General features: G+C 45.7%; 22 protein-coding genes. 14 read left to right on the forward strand and 8 right to left on the reverse strand.

Annotation, left to right across the window (positions count from 1 at the left end; genetic code table 11):
- The first annotated feature begins 123 nt into the window (after nucleotides 1-123).
- The 6 genes from malK (at nucleotide 124) to nupQ (ending at nucleotide 7,573) form a co-directional block, all read left to right on the forward strand.
- Complete coding sequence (gene malK, locus OWN49_RS05240) at nucleotides 124-1,725, forward strand: malate sensor histidine kinase MalK (protein WP_176283506.1); 1,602 nt, start codon at nucleotides 124-126, stop codon at nucleotides 1,723-1,725.
- The gene (locus tag OWN49_RS05245; protein ID WP_003152077.1) at nucleotides 1,718-2,425 is read left to right on the forward strand and encodes a response regulator; all 708 of its coding nucleotides are present in this window, start codon (nucleotides 1,718-1,720) and stop codon (nucleotides 2,423-2,425) included. The genes malK and OWN49_RS05245 overlap by 8 nt, the downstream gene beginning before the upstream one ends.
- A gap of 401 nt (nucleotides 2,426-2,826) precedes the next feature.
- The gene (locus tag OWN49_RS05250; protein ID WP_007408665.1) at nucleotides 2,827-3,900 is read left to right on the forward strand and encodes a BMP family lipoprotein; all 1,074 of its coding nucleotides are present in this window, start codon (nucleotides 2,827-2,829) and stop codon (nucleotides 3,898-3,900) included.
- Between the two features lie 141 nt (nucleotides 3,901-4,041).
- Complete coding sequence (locus OWN49_RS05255) at nucleotides 4,042-5,574, forward strand: ABC transporter ATP-binding protein (protein ID WP_015387787.1); 1,533 nt, start codon at nucleotides 4,042-4,044, stop codon at nucleotides 5,572-5,574.
- Nucleotides 5,567-6,613, forward strand: a complete 1,047-nt coding sequence (locus OWN49_RS05260; RefSeq protein WP_012118308.1) for an ABC transporter permease — start codon at nucleotides 5,567-5,569, stop codon at nucleotides 6,611-6,613. Before OWN49_RS05255 ends, OWN49_RS05260 begins: the two co-directional genes overlap by 8 nt.
- Entirely contained in the window at nucleotides 6,614-7,573 is a 960-nt protein-coding gene (gene nupQ, locus OWN49_RS05265) for a guanosine ABC transporter permease NupQ (protein WP_003152071.1), read from the forward strand.
- Between the two features lie 44 nt (nucleotides 7,574-7,617).
- Here the strand turns inward: nupQ and OWN49_RS05270 are convergent, their stop codons facing one another.
- Nucleotides 7,618-7,836: a hypothetical protein gene (locus OWN49_RS05270; RefSeq protein ID WP_146275399.1), complete on the reverse strand. Its 219-nt coding sequence runs from the start codon at nucleotides 7,834-7,836 to the stop codon at nucleotides 7,618-7,620.
- Between the two features lie 242 nt (nucleotides 7,837-8,078).
- Between OWN49_RS05270 and OWN49_RS05275 the strand changes: the two genes are divergently transcribed.
- The 7 genes from OWN49_RS05275 to mnhG are packed head-to-tail and all read left to right on the forward strand — an operon-like array spanning nucleotide 8,079 to nucleotide 13,848.
- On the forward strand, nucleotides 8,079-10,481 hold the full coding sequence (locus tag OWN49_RS05275) for a Na+/H+ antiporter subunit A (protein ID WP_176283507.1): 2,403 nt from the start codon (nucleotides 8,079-8,081) through the stop codon (nucleotides 10,479-10,481).
- On the forward strand, nucleotides 10,478-10,909 hold the full coding sequence (locus OWN49_RS05280) for a Na(+)/H(+) antiporter subunit B (RefSeq protein ID WP_077722765.1): 432 nt from the start codon (nucleotides 10,478-10,480) through the stop codon (nucleotides 10,907-10,909). Before OWN49_RS05275 ends, OWN49_RS05280 begins: the two co-directional genes overlap by 4 nt.
- Nucleotides 10,909-11,250, forward strand: coding sequence for a Na(+)/H(+) antiporter subunit C (locus OWN49_RS05285; RefSeq protein ID WP_003152063.1), 342 nt, complete (start codon nucleotides 10,909-10,911; stop codon nucleotides 11,248-11,250). Before OWN49_RS05280 ends, OWN49_RS05285 begins: the two co-directional genes overlap by 1 nt.
- Nucleotides 11,243-12,724, forward strand: a complete 1,482-nt coding sequence (locus OWN49_RS05290) for a Na+/H+ antiporter subunit D (RefSeq protein WP_077722766.1) — start codon at nucleotides 11,243-11,245, stop codon at nucleotides 12,722-12,724. Before OWN49_RS05285 ends, OWN49_RS05290 begins: the two co-directional genes overlap by 8 nt.
- 5 nt (nucleotides 12,725-12,729) lie before the next feature.
- Nucleotides 12,730-13,206 carry a Na+/H+ antiporter subunit E gene (locus tag OWN49_RS05295; protein ID WP_077722767.1) on the forward strand — a complete coding sequence of 159 codons (477 nt, stop codon included), beginning with the start codon at nucleotides 12,730-12,732 and terminating at the stop codon, nucleotides 13,204-13,206.
- A complete protein-coding gene (locus tag OWN49_RS05300; protein WP_003152057.1) occupies nucleotides 13,206-13,490 on the forward strand; it encodes a Na(+)/H(+) antiporter subunit F1 in 285 nt (94 codons plus the stop codon). Before OWN49_RS05295 ends, OWN49_RS05300 begins: the two co-directional genes overlap by 1 nt.
- On the forward strand, nucleotides 13,474-13,848 hold the full coding sequence (mnhG, locus tag OWN49_RS05305; protein ID WP_003152056.1) for a monovalent cation/H(+) antiporter subunit G: 375 nt from the start codon (nucleotides 13,474-13,476) through the stop codon (nucleotides 13,846-13,848). Before OWN49_RS05300 ends, mnhG begins: the two co-directional genes overlap by 17 nt.
- 39 nt (nucleotides 13,849-13,887) lie before the next feature.
- On the opposite strand, the gene OWN49_RS05310 is transcribed toward mnhG, so the two are convergent.
- The 6 genes from OWN49_RS05310 to degQ form a co-directional block, all read right to left on the reverse strand.
- On the reverse strand, nucleotides 13,888-14,271 hold the full coding sequence (locus OWN49_RS05310; protein ID WP_007613430.1) for a hotdog fold thioesterase: 384 nt from the start codon (nucleotides 14,269-14,271) through the stop codon (nucleotides 13,888-13,890).
- A 21-nt stretch (nucleotides 14,272-14,292) separates the two neighbouring features.
- Nucleotides 14,293-14,937: a response regulator transcription factor gene (locus OWN49_RS05315; protein ID WP_003152052.1), complete on the reverse strand. Its 645-nt coding sequence runs from the start codon at nucleotides 14,935-14,937 to the stop codon at nucleotides 14,293-14,295.
- 80 nt (nucleotides 14,938-15,017) lie between these two features.
- Nucleotides 15,018-17,324, reverse strand: coding sequence for a sensor histidine kinase (locus OWN49_RS05320; RefSeq protein ID WP_165409405.1), 2,307 nt, complete (start codon nucleotides 17,322-17,324; stop codon nucleotides 15,018-15,020).
- An 18-nt stretch (nucleotides 17,325-17,342) separates the two neighbouring features.
- Nucleotides 17,343-17,519: a competence pheromone ComX gene (gene comX, locus OWN49_RS05325; protein ID WP_044052947.1), complete on the reverse strand. Its 177-nt coding sequence runs from the start codon at nucleotides 17,517-17,519 to the stop codon at nucleotides 17,343-17,345.
- A 14-nt stretch (nucleotides 17,520-17,533) separates the two neighbouring features.
- Entirely contained in the window at nucleotides 17,534-18,409 is an 876-nt protein-coding gene (locus tag OWN49_RS05330) for a polyprenyl synthetase family protein (RefSeq protein WP_146277410.1), read from the reverse strand.
- A 151-nt stretch (nucleotides 18,410-18,560) separates the two neighbouring features.
- Complete coding sequence (gene degQ / locus OWN49_RS05335) at nucleotides 18,561-18,701, reverse strand: degradation enzyme regulation protein DegQ (protein WP_003152043.1); 141 nt, start codon at nucleotides 18,699-18,701, stop codon at nucleotides 18,561-18,563.
- A 464-nt stretch (nucleotides 18,702-19,165) separates the two neighbouring features.
- Between degQ and OWN49_RS05340 the strand changes: the two genes are divergently transcribed.
- Nucleotides 19,166-19,507 (forward strand): hypothetical protein, encoded by a 342-nt coding sequence (locus tag OWN49_RS05340; RefSeq protein WP_014305721.1) that lies wholly within the window; start codon nucleotides 19,166-19,168, stop codon nucleotides 19,505-19,507.
- A 6-nt stretch (nucleotides 19,508-19,513) separates the two neighbouring features.
- Here OWN49_RS05340 and OWN49_RS05345 read toward each other — a convergent pair whose 3' ends face one another.
- The gene (locus tag OWN49_RS05345; RefSeq protein ID WP_003152038.1) at nucleotides 19,514-20,734 is read right to left on the reverse strand and encodes an EAL and HDOD domain-containing protein; all 1,221 of its coding nucleotides are present in this window, start codon (nucleotides 20,732-20,734) and stop codon (nucleotides 19,514-19,516) included.
- Nucleotides 20,735-20,790: the final 56 nt, after the last annotated feature.

Consider the following 20,790-nt stretch of genomic DNA (forward strand, 5'->3'; position numbering starts at 1 on the left):
CACATTGACAAGATAAAAAATTCCATTTTTCCTCACTTTTACGAAATAAGGGCCTGATCTTCACAAACAGGCTTTTTCGGAGTAAAGTAGAACGCGGGAATGATAAACGTAAGGAAGGCTGTTATGAAAAAAACATTAAAATTGCAAACCCGATTAACGATATTCGTCTGTATTGTCGTCCTTATCGCACTTTGTATCACCTTTTTCACGATCAGCGTCCAGACAGCAGACCGCGTGAAAGAAGAAGAACGGACAACCGCGCTGCGCACCGCAAAGCTGGTCGCGGAAACACCGAGTGTCGCGCAGGCAATGCAAACAAGAAAAGGGCTGAAAGAGCTCCGGAATTATACACTGGATGTCCAGCATACGACAGGAACCGAATTTGTCGTGGTGATGGATATGAACAGCATCCGCCTCACCCACCCCGACGCAAATAAAATCGGGAAGAAATTCACCGGCGGAGACGAACAGCCGGCGTTGCACGGCCATATCAAAACGAGCACATCAGCGGGAACTCTCGGAAAATCCATGAGAGCCTTCGTACCGATCTATGGAAAAGATAAAAAACAAGTGGGCGTCGTTTCGGTCGGAATTTCGCTTAACAAAATACAGGATGTCGTCAGCCACAGTTTGAGACCGCTTTATTTCATCATCTGCGTAAGTATTTTTGTCGGCGTCATCGGAGCCGTCATTGTCGCCCGCACCGTCAAAAACATTATGTACGGTCTTGAGCCTTATGAAATCGCCACCCTCCTGGAAGAGCGGAGCGCCATGCTCGAATCAACGAAGGAAGGCATCCTGGCGGTTGACGCGCGGGGAAAAATTAAGCTTGCCAATGCAGAGGCGAAACGACTTTTTATTAAAATGGGTATTCCGACTAATCCGGTCGATCAAGATGTGAACGATATTCTCCCGAAAAGCCGGCTGAAACAGGTGATTGAAACGAAAAAACCGCTTCAGGACAGAGATATCCGCATTAACGGACTTGAGCTGGTCTTTAATGAAGTTCCGATTCATCTGAAAGGACAAACCGTCGGAGCGATCGCCACGTTCAGGGACAAAACGGAGGTCAAACATTTAGCAGAACAGCTGTCCGGTGTTAAAATGTATGCAAACGCATTAAGAGCCCAGTCTCACGAATTCATGAATAAGCTTCATGTCATTTTAGGGCTTGTCCAGTTAAAAGAATACGATGATCTCGGCACTTACATTAAAGACATTGCCATTCAGCAGAAGACGGAAACAAGCGAGATTATAAGTGATGTCAAAAGTCCGGTTCTCGCAGGGTTTCTTCTGGGAAAACAAAGCTACATACGCGAGCAGGGCGCTGATCTGGACATTCAGCTCGGCAGCCTGATTCCGAATGCGGCGGATCCGGCCGTCATCCATGAGCTCATTACGATTATCGGAAACCTGTTAAACAACGCGCTCGACGCGGTGGCGCAGATGCCGAAAAAAAACATTACGTGCTCGATGCGGTTTCAGGATCGCCAGCTTGACATAGAGATTACGGATACGGGAGCCGGAATGTCTGCGGCAGACCAAGCCCGTATTTTTGAACAAGGTTATTCCACAAAAGGGACAAACCGGGGGTTCGGCCTCTATTTCACCCAGCAGGCAACAGAAAATTTAAAAGGCCATATGATTGTGACAAGTGAAAAGAATGAAGGAACGACTTTCAGTCTTCGCATTCCGTATGAACCGAAGGAGGAAAATGATGATTAATGTACTCATAGTTGAAGACGACCCCATGGTGGGTGAATTAAATAAGCGCTACCTCAGCCAGATTGAAGGATTCCAGCTGAAAGGGATCGCATCATCCTTTCAAAGCGCGCTGCACGTGCTGAGCGAGCATCATATCGATCTCATCCTTCTTGACATTTACATGCCGGGAAAAAACGGGCTTGAGCTTTTAACGGAAATCCGCAAGCAGAATGAATCGGTTGACGTCATCGTCATTTCGGCCGCAAGCGAGCTGGACGTCATTAAAAAAACGCTTCGGTACGGCGCCGTCGATTATTTAATCAAACCATTTGAATTTGACCGCTTTCAAACCGCTCTTTCCGACTACAGACGCAAGCAGAAAGTTTATCAATCACACAGAAGCATGACACAGAAAGAATTGGATGCCGAGCTTTTTCAAAAGAAAGAAGCGGCGGAAAAGGTTCACCTTCCGAAGGGATTGACAAAGAGCACGCTTAAACTCATCTGGGCGAGTATTGAGTCTTTCGGCGACGGCTCTTTTACCACGGAAGATCTCGCCAAGCATACTGAAATCTCGCAAGTCTCCATCCGGAAATACCTTAAATTTCTGGAAGACATACAAGTGCTGAATGTAGAGATGGCGTACGGCACGATCGGCAGACCCGTCTTTCAATATCATATCAACACCGGCAATGTCAGCAGCATCAAACAATATTTATAATGTCAAAAAGCGCCGTTTCGCTGTGAACGGTGCTTTTTTACTGTCATATCCCGTGACAAAAGGCTTGAGATTCCTTTTTGATATGCTATATAAGGATAATGACCCGGCTGATCCTCCTCTGTTTTAACCAGATGAGGAAGCCGATTCATAAAATTGATATTTTTTAAAAAATAAGCAAATTTCTATTTATTTATGGCGGGTAAAATGATAAATTATGATTGGTTAGCAGATCTTTTCAGATAAGTCATAAGTCCCGAACCCGGAAGAGACAGCCGCTCAAGGCGGGAAAAAAAGAGACGTCTCATCATTATTATCAGAAAGTTTTTTTGATTCTGCATCCGGCACGGGGACTCAAGTCTGAATTGAACGGCACAGCCATATTTTACAGGGGGGTTATATCTTTGAAAAAACGCAAAATCGGAATGGCGATGGCGCTCATCGCAGCGGCCGGAACCATATTAAGCGCATGCGGTTCAAGTGACAAAGCAAACGGCTCCGGCAGCAAAAACTTTACCGTCGGCATGGTAACGGATATCGGCGGTGTTGATGACAAATCATTTAACCAGTCCGCCTGGGAAGGCATCCAGGCATTCGGAAAAGACAACGGGCTTACAAAAGGCAAAAGCGGTTTTGACTATCTTCAATCAAAATCAGATGCAGATTATACAACGAACTTAAATAAATTAGCGCGGGAACACTTTGACCTGATTTACGGCGTCGGGTATCTGATGCAGGATTCCATCAGCGAAATCGCCGATCAGCGCAAAGACACAAATTTTGCGATCATTGATGCCGTTGTCAAAAAAGACAACGTGGCGAGCCTTACATTTAAAGAGCAGGAAGGCTCATTCCTCGTGGGAGCGGCCGCTGCGCTATCGAGCAAAACGGGAAAAGTCGGATTCGTGGGCGGAATGGAGTCTGAATTGATCAAAAAATTCGAAATCGGCTTCCGCGCGGGTGTACAAGCCGCAAATCCGAAAGCGACCGTCGAAGTGAAATATGCGGGCGGGTTTGACAAAGCCGATGTCGGCAAGGCGACGGCTGAAAGCATGTACAAATCAGGCGTTGACGTCATTTATCACGCGGCCGGCGCAACGGGAACGGGCGTCTTCACAGAAGCGAAAAATCTGAAAAAAGAAGATCCGAAGCGGAACGTATGGGTTATCGGTGTTGATAAAGACCAGTACGCGGAAGGCCAAGTCAAAGGCACAAAAGACAATGTCACTCTCACATCAATGGTCAAAAAAGTGGATACTGCCGTGGAGGACTTAACGAAAAAAGCGAGTGACGGTAAATTCCCGGGCGGCAAAACATTAACATACGGTTTGGCGCAAGATGCAGTCGGCATCTCGGATCATAAGGAGAACCTTTCTGACGATGTCATCAAAGCAACAGACGATTGGAAGAAGAAAATCGCGGACGGACTCGAGATCCCTTCAACTGAAAAAGAATTGAAATCCTTCAAGGCTGAGTAAGAACCAGGGGATAAGGAGACTTCCGTGCTTATCCCCTCTCTTTTTTGAAAAGAGCGGTGAAGGAAAAGCTGCATCTCTTGCAGCTTTTCTTTTGCCAAGCTCTTTCTCATCAAAGTATCTCTGAAAAGGAGCGACAAATCGGTGGATTATATCATTGAAATGCTTAATATACGCAAGGAATTTCCCGGAATCGTCGCCAATGATGACGTCACGCTTCAAGTGAAAAAAGGCGAAATACACGCCCTTCTCGGTGAAAACGGCGCCGGAAAATCGACACTCATGAACGTTTTATTCGGCCTGTATCAGCCGGAAAAAGGCGAGATCCGGGTGCGTGGCGAACGCGTTCACATCAACAGCCCGAACAAAGCCAACGATCTCGGCATCGGGATGGTGCACCAGCATTTTATGCTTGTGGATACCTTCACCGTCTCAGAAAATATCATTCTCGGAAAAGAGCCGAAAACTTTCGGCCGAATTGACAGACAGCGCGCCGCCCGGGACGTGCGTGATATTTCCGACCGTTACGGCCTGCACATTGATCCTGAAGCCAAAGTTGCCGATATCTCCGTCGGTATGCAGCAGCGGGCGGAAATATTAAAGACCCTCTACCGGGGCGCCGACATTCTCATTTTTGACGAGCCGACCGCGGTGCTGACTCCGCACGAAATTCAAGAACTGATTCAGATTATGAAAAATCTTGTCAATGAAGGAAAATCAATTATCCTCATCACCCACAAATTAAAAGAGATTATGGAAGTCTGCGACCGTGTCACCATCATCCGGAAAGGAAAAGGCATTACAACACTTGATGTCGCACATACGGATCAAGATGAACTGGCAAGCCTTATGGTCGGACGCGAAGTGTCATTCAAGACGGATAAACAGCCGGCCGAACCAAAACAGGAAGTGCTTTCGCTTTCTGATGTAACGGTGAAAGACGCGCGCGGCGTTGAGGCGGTCAAACAGCTCTCCCTCTCTGTCAGAGCCGGTGAAATCGTCGGCATTGCGGGCGTTGACGGAAACGGCCAGTCTGAATTAATTGAAGCCATTACAGGTCTCAGAAAAACAAATGCCGGCACGATCATGTTAAACGGCAAACAGCTGCAAAACATGCCGCCCAGGAAAGTCACTGAAGCCGGCATCGGGCATATTCCGCAGGACAGGCATAAACACGGGCTCGTCCTTGATTTTCCGATCGGAGAAAATATCGTGCTGCAAAGTTATTACCAAAAGCCCTACTCTTCTTTCGGCATATTAAATAAACACACGATTTATGACAAAGCGCGAAGCCTGATTGAAGAATACGATGTCAGAACACCTGATGAATATACGCCTGCGCGCGCTCTCTCCGGGGGAAATCAGCAAAAGGCCATTATCGGCCGGGAAGTGGACAGAAATCCGGATCTTTTAATTGCGGCCCAGCCGACGCGGGGACTCGATGTCGGCGCGATTGAATTCGTCCATAAAAAGCTCATTGAGCAGCGTGATGCCGGTAAAGCGGTGCTTCTGTTATCTTTTGAACTTGATGAAATCATGAATCTCAGCGATCGCATCGCCGTCATCTTTGAAGGCAGCATCATCGCAAACGTCAATCCGCTTGAAACAAACGAGCAGGAGCTCGGACTTTTAATGGCGGGTAGTAAGCAAATGGAGGCGGGGAAAACACATGATTAATCGACTTTCTCATCTGGCTGTGCCGCTGATTGCGATCATCCTTGGATTAGCTGCGGGTGCGGTCATCATGCTCGCCAGCGGCTACAATGTCGTAAGCGGGTATTCGGCTCTTTGGAGCGGCATTTTCGGTGAAGTGTATTACATCGGGGAATCGATCCGGCAGATTACGCCATATATTTTGTCCGGATTGGCCGTGGCATTTGCATTTCGGACCGGCCTTTTTAATATCGGGGTTGAAGGACAGCTCCTTGTCGGCTGGACCGCCGCGGTGTGGGTCGGCGCTTCCTTTGACGCCCCCGCTTACATCCACCTTCCGCTTTCATTATTGGCGGCTGCGGCTGCGGGCGGCATTTGGGGCCTGATTCCCGGATTTTTAAAAGCCCGTTTTTTTGTCCACGAAGTGATTGTCACGATCATGATGAATTATATCGCTCTTCATTTAACCAATTATCTCATTTCCGATGTCATGACGGACCACCGGGACAAAACAGACAAAATTCATGAAAGCGCGTCGCTCCGCTCCCCGTTTTTAGAGCAGCTGACAGATTACTCCCGCCTTCATTGGGGCATTCTGATCGCTCTGTTTGCGGCAGTCCTCATGTGGTTTATCATTCATAAAACAAAAAGCGGATTTGAATTCCGGGCTGTCGGCTTTAACCAGCACGCCGCACAATACGCCGGAATGAGCGTCAGAAAAAATATGATGTACGCCATGATGATTTCCGGCGCCTTCGCAGGGCTTGCCGGCGCGATGGAAGGACTCGGAACCTTTCAATATGCGGCGGTTAAGGGCGCCTTTACCGGCGTCGGCTTCGACGGCATTGCGGTTGCGCTTCTCGGCGGCAGCACGGCAATCGGCGTTGTTCTGGCGGCATGTCTTCTCGGCGGCCTTAAAGTCGGGGCATTAAATATGCCGATTGAATCCGGGGTGCCTTCTGAAGTCGTTGACATCGTCATCGCCATTATTATTTTGTTTGTGGCATCAAGCTACGCCATCCGTCTCATCCTTGATAAATTGAAGAAAAAGGGGGCGAAGTAAGTGGACTTCCTGCAGATTTTATCCATTATTGTCCCGGCAACTCTCGTATATGCGGCTCCGCTTATTTTAACCGCTCTCGGCGGCGTGTTTTCTGAAAGATCGGGGGTTGTCAACATCGGTCTTGAAGGACTGATGATTATCGGCGCCTTTACAAGCGTCATGTTCAACTTATTTTTCGGACGCGAGCTTGGCGCCGCCGCTCCGTGGCTCGCCTTGGCTGCGGCTATGATTGCCGGCGGACTGTTCTCACTGATCCACGCGGCTGCCGCGGTTTCTTTCCGCGCCGATCAGACGGTAACCGGTGTGGCGATCAATATGCTCGCGTTAGGAGCAACACTGTTTATCGTCAAGCTGATCTACGGGAAGGCGCAGACTGATAAAATCCCGGAGCCCTTTTACAAAACGAACATTCCCGGGTTAAGCGATATTCCGGTTTTAGGAAAGATTTTCTTTTCTGACGTATATTATACGTCGATTTTAGCCATCGTACTGGCCTTTGTTTCCTGGTTTATTTTATTCAAAACGCCGTTCGGCCTCCGCATCCGTTCTGTCGGGGAACATCCGATGGCGGCCGATACGATGGGAATCAACGTGTTCGGCATGCGCTATATCGGCGTCATGATCAGCGGGCTGTTCGGCGGGCTCGGCGGCGGTGTATATGCTTCCACGATCGCGCTTGATTTCACGCACTCCACCATTTCCGGGCAAGGCTTTATCGCTCTCGCCGCGCTGGTTTTCGGCAAATGGCATCCGATCGGCGCGCTCGGGGCTGCGCTGTTCTTCGGGTTTGCGCAGAGTTTGAGCATTATCGGCTCGCTTTTGCCCCTGTTCAAAGACATTCCGAATGTATACATGCTGATGGCTCCTTACATTCTGACCATTCTCGCGCTTGCCGGCTTCATCGGCCGAGCGGATGCGCCTAAAGCCAACGGCATCCCTTATATTAAAGGAAAACGCTGATTGTGACACAAAAAGAGTTCCGCACCCTGGTGCCGGAACTCTTTTCATCTATATACGATTCTGATATACTCACGCGGCTGAAACGGCGTTTGCATTGATTCAGCCGCACTCAGCTTGTCTTCTGCGTATTCCGCACCGAGAAAAAAACGCTCCCAATCATCTGCCTCCGTCTGCTGCAACGTTTTGCAGAAATCATCCGCTATGAATGTTCCTGCAATAATAGAACAAAATATTCCAATACAGGCCGCCGCCTTTCTCTTCATCTGACCAGCTCCTTTTGTAAAGCTTGATCTGAAATAGAAATGTATATACAAAGATCCGGATATTTGATAAATTTATTTTGGGTTCAAAAGACCACAAAAACACAAAGAGGAATACATTATGCCGTAGCAGGGTAAAAAAAAGTGCGATATAATTTGTACTGGGTCCTATGACCGTGAATTGATTGATTCATTCTTACATAAAGCAGTTGCTTGATGAAAAAACAAGCAAAGGAGGTCTTCTGTTGCAGCTGTTACATTTCGCGATTTTGGCGCCTTTTTTATTTGCATTTATCGTTCCCTTTCTTTATAAACGGGTAAAACAAGTCCATACAGGCTGGTTTGTGCTGATAGTGCCCGTTGTGCTGTTTGTTTACTTTATCAGCAAGCTCCCTGTCACAATGGCTGGGGAAACCGTCCGGTATGCGGCCGAATGGATTCCGTCCCTCGGTATTAACTATACCGTTTATATTGACGGACTCGGGCTGTTATTCGCTTTATTGATTACGGGCATCGGCTCTTTAGTGACGCTTTACAGTATTTTTTACTTATCGAAGGACAAAGAAAAGCTCGGCCCCTTTTATGTGTACCTGCTGATGTTTATGGGCGCGATGCTCGGCGTTGTGCTCGTCGATAACGTCATCGTGCTTTATATGTTCTGGGAGCTGACAAGCCTGTCATCCTTCTTATTAATCGGGTATTGGCATAAGCGGAAGAAATCACGCTACGGGGCGGAAAAATCACTGCTGATTACCGTCGGCGGCGGGCTGTGCATGCTCGGCGGCTTTATCCTGCTGTATCTGATGACGGATTCTTTCAGTATCAGGGAAATGGTCAACCAGGTGCATATTATCGCAGGCCATCCGTTCTTTATTCCGGCGATGGTTCTCCTGTTATTGGGGGCCTTTACGAAATCAGCGCAGTTTCCGTTTTATATCTGGCTGCCTGATGCCATGGAGGCGCCGACTCCTGTCAGCGCCTATCTGCACTCGGCTACAATGGTGAAAGCGGGTATTTATTTGATTGCCAGATTCAGTCCGGTTTTTGCTTTTTCACCCGTCTGGTTTTGGACGGTTGCCTCAGTCGGTCTGATCACGATGGTATGGGCTTCCTTTAATGCGATTAAACAAACCGATTTAAAAGCGATTCTGGCATTTTCCACAGTCAGCCAGCTCGGTATGATTGTATCGATGCTCGGCGCAGGAGCCGCCGCGCTTCATTATCAGCATTCAGAGTATTTTACGGCGGCTGTCACCGCGGCTGTGTTTCACTTAATTAACCATGCTACTTTTAAAGGAAGTTTATTTATGGCGGTCGGCATTATCGACCATGAAACGGGAACGCGGGATATCCGCAGGCTCGGCGGCCTGATGGCGCTTATGCCGGTAACGTTTACCGTTTCACTGATCGGAACGTTTTCCATGGCCGGCCTCCCTCCGTTTAACGGCTTTTTAAGTAAAGAAATGTTCTTTACAAGTATGCTGCGGATTGCTCATGCAGATATTTTCAGCCTGGATACGTGGGGCGTGCTGTTCCCCGTTCTCGCATGGATCGGGAGCGTCTTCACTTTCATCTACAGCATGAAGCTGTTTTTCAGAACGTTCAGCGGCGCGCGTAAATCTGCTCAGCTTGAAAAGACGCCGCATGAAGCTCCGCTCGGCATGCTGATTTCGCCGGTGATTCTTGCCGCTTGCGCCGTCAGTCTGTTTTTTGCCCCGAACGTTTTGTCTTACAGCCTGATTGAACCGGCGATGAACTCCATTTATCCGGCTCTGTTAACCGGCGGAGATACATTCCATGTCCATATTTCCCAGTGGCACGGGGTGACGGCTGAGGTAATGATGACCCTCGGCATCATCATTGTCGGCACGATCGGTTACGTAACGCTGTCTAAATGGGAGCGTCTGTACGGTCTGTTTCCGAAAAAACTGACGCTGAACAAGCTTTACGATGCGGTGACGGGCAGTATGGAAAAAAGATCTTACCAGCTGACGTCATCTTATATGACCGGATTTTTGCGGGATTATCTGCTGTATATTTTTGCGGCGTTTATCATTCTCATCGGAGCGGCGTTCGTCATGAAAGGCGGCTTTTCCATGACAGCGAAAGGCATGGCTGAGATCGGCCTGTATGAAATCGTGCTGTCCCTCGTTATGGTGAGCGCAACGATTGCGACTGTGTTCGCCAAATCGCGGCTGACGGCCATTATCTCACTCGGTGTTGTCGGGTACACACTCGCGCTGTTTTTCGTGATTTTCAGAGCGCCCGATCTGGCGCTCACGCAGCTTGTCATTGAGACGATATCCGTCGCCTTGTTTCTTCTTTGTTTTTACCATCTGCCGAAAATGCGGCGGAAAAAGAAGACAAGAACATTCCGGATGACGAATTTTATCATTTCTCTCGGTGTCGGCATCATCGTGACAATGCTCGGAATCGCGTCTTCCAGCGAAAAAACAAAAGACAGCATCTCCTCCTTTTTCACCGCTTACAGCCATAAGCTCGGGGGAGGAAACAATATCGTCAACGTCATCCTCGTTGATTTCAGGGGATTTGACACGATGTTTGAAATCACGGTGCTGTCGATCGCCGCACTCGGGATTTACGGCATGATCAGAACAAAAGTAAAAGAGGAGGGAGAAGAGCGTTGAGACAGCAAAAAACAAACGACATCATCCTTCAGACGGCAACGAAACTTGTATCTTTTATCATTCTGCTTTTCTCTTTCTATTTATTTTTATCGGGGCATAACGCTCCCGGCGGAGGATTTGTCGGCGGATTGATTACGTCTTCGGCCATCGTGCTGCTGCTTTTGGCCTTTGATTTAAAAACCGTTAAATCGATTTTGCCCGTCAATTTTATTTATGTGGCGGGCGCGGGTCTGCTTATCGCGATTGCAACGGGTGCAGGTTCATTCTTATTCGGAGTGCCCTTTCTCACCCATACATTCGGCCATTTTCATCTCCCGGTGCTCGGGAATACGGAGCTTGCGACGGCCACTTTGTTTGATTTAGGTGTGTATCTCGTTGTTGTCGGCGTGACGATGACCATTATTCAAACGATTGGAGAGGAAGAATAGTGGAAATCTTAATGTCTGTCATTGCCGGTATTTTGTTTATGGCGGCAACCTACCTGCTGCTTTCTAAAAGTCTGCTGCGCGTGATTATCGGCACCGCGCTTTTGAGCCACGGCGTCCATTTGCTGCTCCTGACCATGGGCGGACTGAAAAAAGGCGCTCCTCCCATACTGGGCGGAAAAAGCACGTCGTTTGTCGATCCGCTGCCGCAGGCACTCATACTGACGGCGATCGTTATTTCGTTCGGCGTCACGTCCTTCCTGCTTGTGATGGCGTTTCGCGCCTATCAGGAACTGAAAACGGACGATATGGATCGAATGAGGGGAAATGATCAACATGAATAACTTTGTGATATTGCCCATTCTGGTGCCGCTGCTTGCCGCAGTGCTGCTGATTTTTATGAACAGGCACGTGATGCTGATGCGGATATTCAGCACTGCCGCTTCCTGTGTCTCCATCGTCATCAGCGCCGCTCTCGTTCAGACGGTTTTCACACACGGGATTCAGACGCTGACACTCGGTGGCTGGAAAGCGCCGTACGGCATTGTGCTCGCCGCGGATCAGCTCGCCGCACTGCTTGTTTTGACAACCGCCATAATCGGGCTGCTCGTCATCCTGTACTCCTTCCGCTCCATCGGAGAAAAAAGGGAGCGCGCTTTCTATTATTCAGGGGTGCAGTTTCTTCTGGCCGGCGTAAGCGGAGCGTTTTTGACGGGTGACCTGTTCAACATGTACGTCTTTTTTGAGCTTCTGCTTATCGCGTCCTACATGCTGATCGTGCTTGGCGGAACGAAAATTCAATTAAGAGAATCATTGAAGTATATCGTGTTTAACATTGTGTCATCCGCGTTTTTTGTCATCGGCGTCGGTTACTTATATGCGGTGACGGGCACGCTGAATATGGCTGATCTAAGCGTAAAAATAAGCGAATCGGGCCAGACCGGGCTAATAACCGTGATCAGCGTCCTTCTTCTCGTCGTTTTCGGTTTAAAGGGCGGGATATTCCCGCTGTATTTCTGGATGCCGGGCTCTTATTACGCCCCGCCGGCTGCAATTTCAGCTTTATTCGGGTCTCTTTTAACGAAAGTCGGCCTGTATGCCATTTTAAGAGTATTCACCCTGATCTTTATTCACGATACGGGCTTTACCCACCAATTGATGATGTGGCTTGCGATGCTGACGGTGCTATTCGGCGTAATCGGATCTATCGCCTTTTCGGATGTCATGAAAATCGTCATCTACAATATTATTACAGCCGTCGGCGTGATTTTGTTCGGCATTGCCATGAACACGCCGGCCTCCATTCAAGGAGCGGTTTATTACTTGATTCACGATATGCTGATTAAAGGAGCGCTGTTTATGCTTGCCGGCACGCTTATCGCATTGACAGGCACTGCCAGCCTGCATAAAATGGGCGGACTGATCACCCGTTATCCCGTTTTAGGATGGATGTTCTTTATTTCAGCCATATCTTTGGCCGGCATCCCGCCGTTCAGCGGATTTGTGGGCAAGCTGAAGATCGCGGAAGGCGGGTTCGATAAGGGGGAAACATTGTTTTCCGTATTGATTCTCTTATCAAGCCTGCTTGTGCTCTATTCTGTGCTGAAGGTTTTTACGACGGCTTTTTGGGGGGAAGAAAAAGAAATCCCCGGCGCAGGCGGACGGTCCGCAAAAGGACTTCTTTATCCGGCAGCCGCTTTTCTCCTTTTGTCGCTTCTGTTCGGGCTCGGAACCGAATGGGTTTCGCCGTATGTCAATCAGACGGCTGAGAATCTGCTGAATCCGGAAAAATACATTGAAGCTGTTTTGAAGGAGTAGATGGCATGGCTTTTCAACTTTTATTAAATGTTCTTCTCGCTGTTTGCTGGATGTTTCTCACAAACAGCCTCAGCACGGCGGGTTTTATAACCGGATTTATCGCGGGCTTGGCGGCGCTGTTTTTTTTCCGGCGCTTCTTCTCGCGGCCGTTTTACATTTGGAAAATATGGTCGGTCATCAGACTGGCGCTGATCTTTATAAAGGAATTATATTTGGCCAATGTCAGCGTGCTGAAAACCGTTATATCGCCGAAACTGAACATCCGCCCGGGCATTTTCGCGTTTAAGACGGAATTGACGGAGGATTGGGAGATCACACTGCTCTCGCTGTTAATTACTTTAACACCGGGTACGCTCGTGATGGATATCTCCGATGACCGGTCGATTCTCTATATACACGCCATGGACATTGAAGATGCGGAGAAAGCGATCCATGACATCCGCGTCTCTTTTGAGAAAGCCATTCAGGAGGTGAGCCGCTGATGTTTACGTTTATTCTGCAATTATCACTCGGCATTATGGCGGTTTCGACTCTTCTGTACGTCATTCGCGTCATGAAAGGGCCAACGATACCGGACCGGGTCGTCGCGCTTGATGGGATCGGCATTAATCTGATTGCCATGACCGCGCTTGTATCCATTCTCTTAAACACATCGGCCTTTTTGGACATCATTCTGCTGCTAGGCATTTTATCGTTTATCGGCACGATTGCCTTTGCTAAGTTTTTGGAGAAAGGAGAGATTATCGAAAATGATCGAAATCGTTAAATGGGCCGTCGCCGTTTGTATTCTGATGGGATCGCTGATCTGCCTGGTCGCGTCTTTCGGCACACTCAGGCTTCCTGATGTGTATACGCGCGCCCACGCCTCTTCAAAAGGCTCGACACTCGGCGTTAATTTGGTATTGCTCGGGGTGTTAGGCTACTTGTGGATGCTGACCGGAGAAATTTCTGTAAAAATACTGCTCGGCATCATTTTTATCCTGCTGACGGCGCCGGTCGGAGCGCACCTCATATGCAGGGCGGCGTACAATTCGGGAGCGGCGCTTGATAAAAGAAGCGTTCAGGATGATTACAAAGGGATCAGAAACTTTGTGATCAAACGAAAAGAAGATTCATATTTGTAAAAACAAACAGCCGGACGATTCAGGGTTCCGGCTGTTTGTTTATTTTGTTATAACAGCCAGCGTGCAGCGGGAAACACAGATCAGCCTTTCTCGTTCATCGAAAATGTTAATCCCGTACACAATGGTTGCCCTGCCTGTGTGAACGGGTTCCGCTATCGCCGTGACCGTTCCGCCCTCTTTCACGGACTTTAAATGATTGGCATTAATCTCAAGCCCGACACACGCCTGTTTCGACCGGTCGATAAAATGCTGGGCCCCGACACTTGCAACAGTCTCCGCCAGCGCTGCTGACGCGCCCCCATGCAGATATCCGAAAGGCTGCACCGTCCTCTTATCCACCGGCATCACCGCCACGCATCTCTCCGGCGTGTTTTCAGTGATTTCAATACCGAGTGCGCCGAGCAATGTATTGTTCAGATTCATAGGTCATTCTCCCTTCAAGATTTATAGTACGTTATCTGACTTGGCGATCAGCACCGCTTCAGTACGGGAGCCGACATTCAGCTTATTAAAAATGGATGTCAGGCTGTATTCAATCGACCGCTTGCTTAAGTGAAGCGCATCTGCGATTTCCTGATTGGTCAAACCTTTTTCGACCTCTTGGAGAATATGGCGCTCTCTCGGGGTTAACCGATCCTGCTCACTTTGAGGGGAAGAAGACGTTTTTGTTTTTTGCTGGGTCATCAGCTGTTTGAAATAGGAGAAATCAACTAAAATCTGTCCGTTGAGCACGTGATATATGTATTGCATGATTTTCTCTTTAGATTCGGTTTTACTGATGGCGCCATGCAGGCCCGCGCGGATGGATTCTTCAAAATAATCTTCAACCTCATAGCCTGTGTAGACAATGATTTTACAGAGAGGATTCTCTTTTAAGATTTTCTTGGAAAGCTCGATGCCGCTGATGTCATCACCCAGATTTAAATCCATTAATATGAGATCGTAAGCTGAAAAATCATGCCGGAGAACGAATTGTTCACTGGCATCAGGACTGAGGCAATCGACAGAAAGATTCGTGTCCGTTTCCAGAATCGTCTTGGTGCCCTCCATGACAGCCGGATGATCATCAATCACTAGTATCTTTTTCATGGTTTCCTCCCTTTTACTCACTCATTTCCATTTTATTAAAAAGACTTGGCTTCTGCCAAGTCGATTTGGTGATAAATTGGTTACAATTCCATTTCAATATCCGCTTTAAAACCGTTTCCTTCACTTGTGTCGATTTTCATCCGTCCGTCAAGCGCACGGACGCGTTCCTTAATACCCGAAAGACCCATGCTCATCGACTGTCCGCCGCCTTCTTCCTGATTGCAGCCGACACCGTCGTCTTCATAATGCAGAATCACTTTATTTTGAATGCTGATCAGCATAATCAGCACCTCATTCGCCTGTGAATGCTTCATGGCGTTCGAAAGAAATTCCTGAATAATGCGGTACAAATTCAGCTGCGTATCCAAATCCAGCGCCGCCGTAAACCGGCCCGTATTCAGACGGATATGAAACGGCGCACGCTCCTGCTGCTGCGCGGCAAGCTTGGATACCGCCTTGACCAGACCCAAATCATACAGCAGCTGAGGACGAAGCTCATGGCACGTCTCCCGGGTCATCAAAATAACATCCGACATCTGCTCATTCATCTGATGAAGCTTGTCCTGCACCTCTAACTGGCAAGGCTCTTCTCTTTTAAAATCAGCCAGAAACAGCTCACACTGACGCTTCAAAGAAATCAAGTCCTGCAGCACCGAATCATGCAGATCACGGGCTAAATCCGAACGCTGCTTTTCCTCGATCGTAAACATCAGCTTTTTGAGCCAGACCGGGTTTGAGCCTTGTTGTTTCAGGTCTTGTAAATGGTTCATGAGTTCTTCGATCTGCAATATGTTTTCCATCGAAACACTTGTATAAAAAGACAATGTCTTTAACCAAGATATCTCATCTCTTGTCAGTCTCGGAGTATTAATGCTCGACAAACAAAGCAGAACGTATGAGTTTGCCCCTCTTTCTCCAATCTTCATCAGAAAACCTTGATTTACTTCAAAAATCTTGCCAATCTCTGATGTGACTTTATCAAATTCTTTTTTATACGGCTGCCAGTTCGGTTCACTGTTCTGTTTATCAAAATACAGAATGTCTCCGTCAGAATTGATTTCAAATATATAAGCTTTACTAACAGGCAAGACGTCCAAAATAGTCTTTTTCAAATTCATAAACACTTGATTTAAAGCTGATACGCTTTTAAGAAGCTGTGTATATTTATAAATGCTGTCTTGATAATTATATTTTTCTGAAAAACGTTTCAGGCGAAATTTGTAGTCTAATAACTCCTTAATATAAAATACCGCTAAAAAAATCAAAAATACATATACAGTGATTTGAATAATGTTAAAGTTATTCCCCTTGCTGTCGAATAATATATTCAGCCATACAACTCCAATAGTCGGAATAATGGAAAGGAAACCATAGTACCTGATTCTGCCCAACAAGAAGTCTATATCGTAGATTTTATTGACCACGAATTGATAGACTAAAGCTAATGGAATAATTATTAAAAATGGTGCCGTAACTATAGCAGAATAAATATACTGTCCGAACAACACCTCAGGTATAATATAAAATACTGTAAACGGAAAAAAGGCTATGGTATTAGATATAAGTAACACTTTCAGCAAATAAAAGTGATCCTTTTTTCGGTAGACTAGTCCATAAAAAATAATGGATGTATAGACGACCATCATTTCCAAAAAAAATGTTACTAAATTAATATTCGTAACAAGTTGGAAGGCAAAATGCTTCTGGAATATCTCGATTATTATATTAATAACCGGCAATATATAGAGAGTAGACACAACATAACCAGCTGAAAATTTCAATTTTAATTCTTTAAAGTATTGATACAAAAAGTGAAAGTATAATACAGGTACGTTCAAAAATGTAAAAAGGTTAATATATCTGTTTATTTCATATCCTCTAGTTACTCCACCTGCGCTTAAATATGCAATGGATGTACACAATAAAAAAATAATCAAAATATAGGCTGAATAAGTATCTTTTACTCTGTTAACTTTATAAATATAAAAAATGCATAACATGCTTAAAGCAAATAATATGCATGGGATAATATAGATAAAAAAACTATAAGAGCTATTTAAGGAAATAAACTCAGTATTATGTAAGTCTATTTTACTATTACCCCTTATTATTTTCATATGTTCAGCTTTCGCTAGATATTGACCTCTTATATTCTCTTCTGTCGGTGTTTTTCCGCTTATTTCAATTATCCTGTCTCCCTCTTTTAAGCCCATATATTTACCATACGTAGACTTGGAGAGTTTTACAACCTGCAATTCATGGTTATTGTTTTCAACCACATAGGTTCCTACCAAAATTCCGTTTTGAGTAAAATATATAATATGAGCGACGTAAAAGAGACTGACGAATAACAATACAATCGAAAAATTTCTAATGAATTTTTTCAATAGATCTCACTCTCTCAATCATTGTTCCCAAAAAATTCCCCTGCATTTTTTTGATTGACTTAAGTCTCTTTCAAAAATCTCAACAATGGCAGGTAACAGTTTATCCGGAACTCCTATTAAACTAGCTTCCCCACACGCTAACTTTGTAAGTACAAGTGGATTTTCCATAAGATAATGTACGATATCTTGCTTCACTGTAATTTCCTCCATTAAAGTTCTAACATTATATTTAAATCTTTTATACTTGTCGTAATTTCTTCCTCGTACATTTTAATTAACATTGAAACATACTGGCTAACTCCTGCATCAAATAGCAGGTCTTCAAGGCTTTTTTTATTATCAATGAGGAATGAATGGTAACTTGCTTCTGCATTCATTAAATCCAAGATTTTTTCTGAAGCAGCATTAAATCTTCGCTTTAGATACAACAGAATTAATGTTTTTCTTCCCTTTCTGATATCACTACGATTTTTATTAAAAAGACCATAATAATCATTTTCAATCTGTTTAACAATTCCAATTTTATAAGAATAATTCTCAATTTCTTCGTTAAACTCCCCATTTGCAAGCATTGTTCCTAATACAGCTGACATTGCAGTAAGCGAGCCTGATTTTTGTTTAATCATTTGAAGACATTCGTCTTCAGTTTCGGGGAAATTTTCGAGGTCATTATGCTGACCTTGCATTGCATTTAAAGCATATTTCATAGCAAGCCGGGGAAAATCGGAGTTCGTTTTAAGCTCACAAATCACTTGAAGACTTATTGAATAAAGAGAAGTGGCTGCATTTAAAGAGATAGATTGATCTATCTTCATCCATTCCTTATCCAAGTTATCTTCATCCTCTATATCGTCAAAAATATCAAAAGCTAAAATTAACAATTCAATTCCTGAAGCCAATAACGTAATATCCGAATAATGCTCACCATCGAAAGCCACATAATGCTTAAATGCAAGAACACCAAAAGCAAAATGATTTTTTTCATTTATAAAAGTCTGAAGGGTGTCTTTTAAATGTGGATTATTTATTTTCTCCCCAACAATTTCCTTCATCTTCTCTTTAATCGTTTCGGCATCTAAACACATTTGCTCAATAATTGTCTTCACCCTCCCATTCTATTTTACTAAATGCAGGTGATGAAAGACAGCAGGTTTTTTGTTTTTTAACAATCGTATAATACTTTATCCATGAAATGGATAAAAAATGCACAAAAAAAAGACTTGTTTCCAAGTCTTTTTAAGAAATTTTCATTGCATATGAGAATTTATCGAGCTGATCAATGCTTTTGTTAATGTTTCGTAATGAGTCGGTTGTTTCTCTGATATCATTTTCAAGTCGGAATAATAATTGCTTTACTTCTTCTAATTTGTTTTCCACCGTTTCCACACTCCTTTTTTTGAAAGATCAATGAATTGTGTATGGTGAACGAGTCCTAGGTATTTGATCTGTTACTAATAGTGTAAACGTTTTTGCGGGATTTTTCACCGAAAAGTATGTGTAAAAGTATCTGCGTGACACCGCAAACCATGGTAATTCCATAGTCCCGAACAGGGCATTTAGCGAACGGGACTATATAACTACCACAAAGGCAGACGTTTAGGATAAAGCAGACCAATCTGGCGGTTCTGCTGTTTTTTCAACGGTTTTCCGACAAACCGGCAGGGACTATAGTCCCTGCCGTCGCAATTTCAAAACAGAATGGGCGAACAGCGTCGCATAACCACCGACAAACACCGAAAAGACCGCAACCCCGCATTGTGGTCTTTTTGCATGTCATAACTCGTTATCACGCCGCCTATACTCATGTATAACGAATGTTTTCTCAGGAAGGAGGCCGCCGTATGCATTATGTGTATCCATGCTGCCCTGTTTTCGCCGCGCCATACCGGCATCCAGCGCCCAGTGCCCCGGTTCACGCAGATATTTTGACAGCGTCCGCAAAAGAAGCTGCGGGCATGCTGGAGGATGCGCGCCTGCTCCTTGCGCGGCTGTCGGCGTCAAAAGAGCTTGCGCGCAGCATCCTCACCGCAGCGCAATCATCTGACACCGCAGCGGTCAAGCGGCTCATTAAGCAGACCGGCATCAAAAATGACTTTGACGTGACGTATAATCCCGACGGCATCCGTGTCAGTCTGATCAGAGAGCAAAGCCGGTTTATCATCGCCCTCAGGTGGTCGGCTTAAAGCGGCTCAATCGATCAGCTGCCGGCACCATTCGATCGCCTGTAAGTAACATTCATACGCTTCTTCTTTGTTCAGTTCTTTTCCCCACTCGTCACAGTCCCAGTTGTTGCATTCAATGGCTTTGACGAGCGCGAGCATCTTATAATAATCGTTTTCATAACCGAGCAGCGCCTGTCCGACTTCATCGATTAAAGGCAGTTCTTTGATGATATCCTCCAGCTCCCTGTGGAGAAGCGTATCGATGAGCGAAAACATGCCGATCAGCATGTAAGAAGAGGGCTGGGGCCTTCCGGTTCTTTTCGCCAGCAGTTCGCACAGTTTGGCCCTGATTAAGGAAATCTTAATGATTTCTTTTTGGCTTGAGTGGCTTTTCGCCGTTAAATCTCTGAATGAAAGAATGTAAATCAAGCGCTTAATCTCATTCAGCCCGAGCATCATGATGGCCTGCTGGATGCTGTCTATCTTTTTTTTCAGCCTTGTTTGCGATCCGTTTAAAAAACGCAGAATCTGATACGATAAGCTGACGTCCCGCTCTATGTATTCCGTCACGCGCTGTATATTAGGCTGGTCATTGTTTAATTCGCTTAAAAGCTGGTAGTAAGAATGAAAATGAAACGTCAGATCATTTCCGCTGATGACACGCGGTTCACTGAAAAAATATCCTTGAAACAGGTGAAAGCCGTCTATGGCCGCCTGTTTATAATCTTTTCTCGTCTCCACTTTCTCCGCTAAATAAATCAGACTTTTACAGCTGTACGTCTGAATGATTTTTTTGCGCTCCAGACGCGAGGATTGCAAAAAGTCGATTTTTAAAATATCAATATATTTCATCAGCTGTTCCACTAACTCTTCATTTTCCGGATTGATGGCGTAAAAATCATCAAGTGCTAATGTATATCCTAATTTCTTCAGCTGTCTGCATCTTGAGATGAGTGCCGGAGTGATCGGTATGTCCTCAAGAATTTCGATAATAAGCTGGTCAGGATCAAAGGAGGTAGGGAGATCTGAAAACATCAGGCTTTCTGTAAAATTCACAAAGCAGCGTTTCCCCTCAGTCAGCTTTTCGATTCCGATGTTGATAAAGCTGTTAATAATGAGATCCGTCGTAGCTTTATCTCCGTCCGCGGCCGAATAGCGGTTCTCTTCGCTCTCCCGGTAAAGAAGTTCATAAGCAACAACCTGTTCGTTTCTGTTGAAGATAGGCTGTCTCGCAACAAACACCTTCATTCATTTACCCCCTTAGATGCGGCCTTCGAACATAAGTATATCAAATAACTTGACGA

The organism is Bacillus sp. NEAU-242-2 (assembly GCF_027853835.1).
In the GTDB taxonomy this organism is placed as follows: domain Bacteria; phylum Bacillota; class Bacilli; order Bacillales; family Bacillaceae; genus Bacillus; species Bacillus velezensis.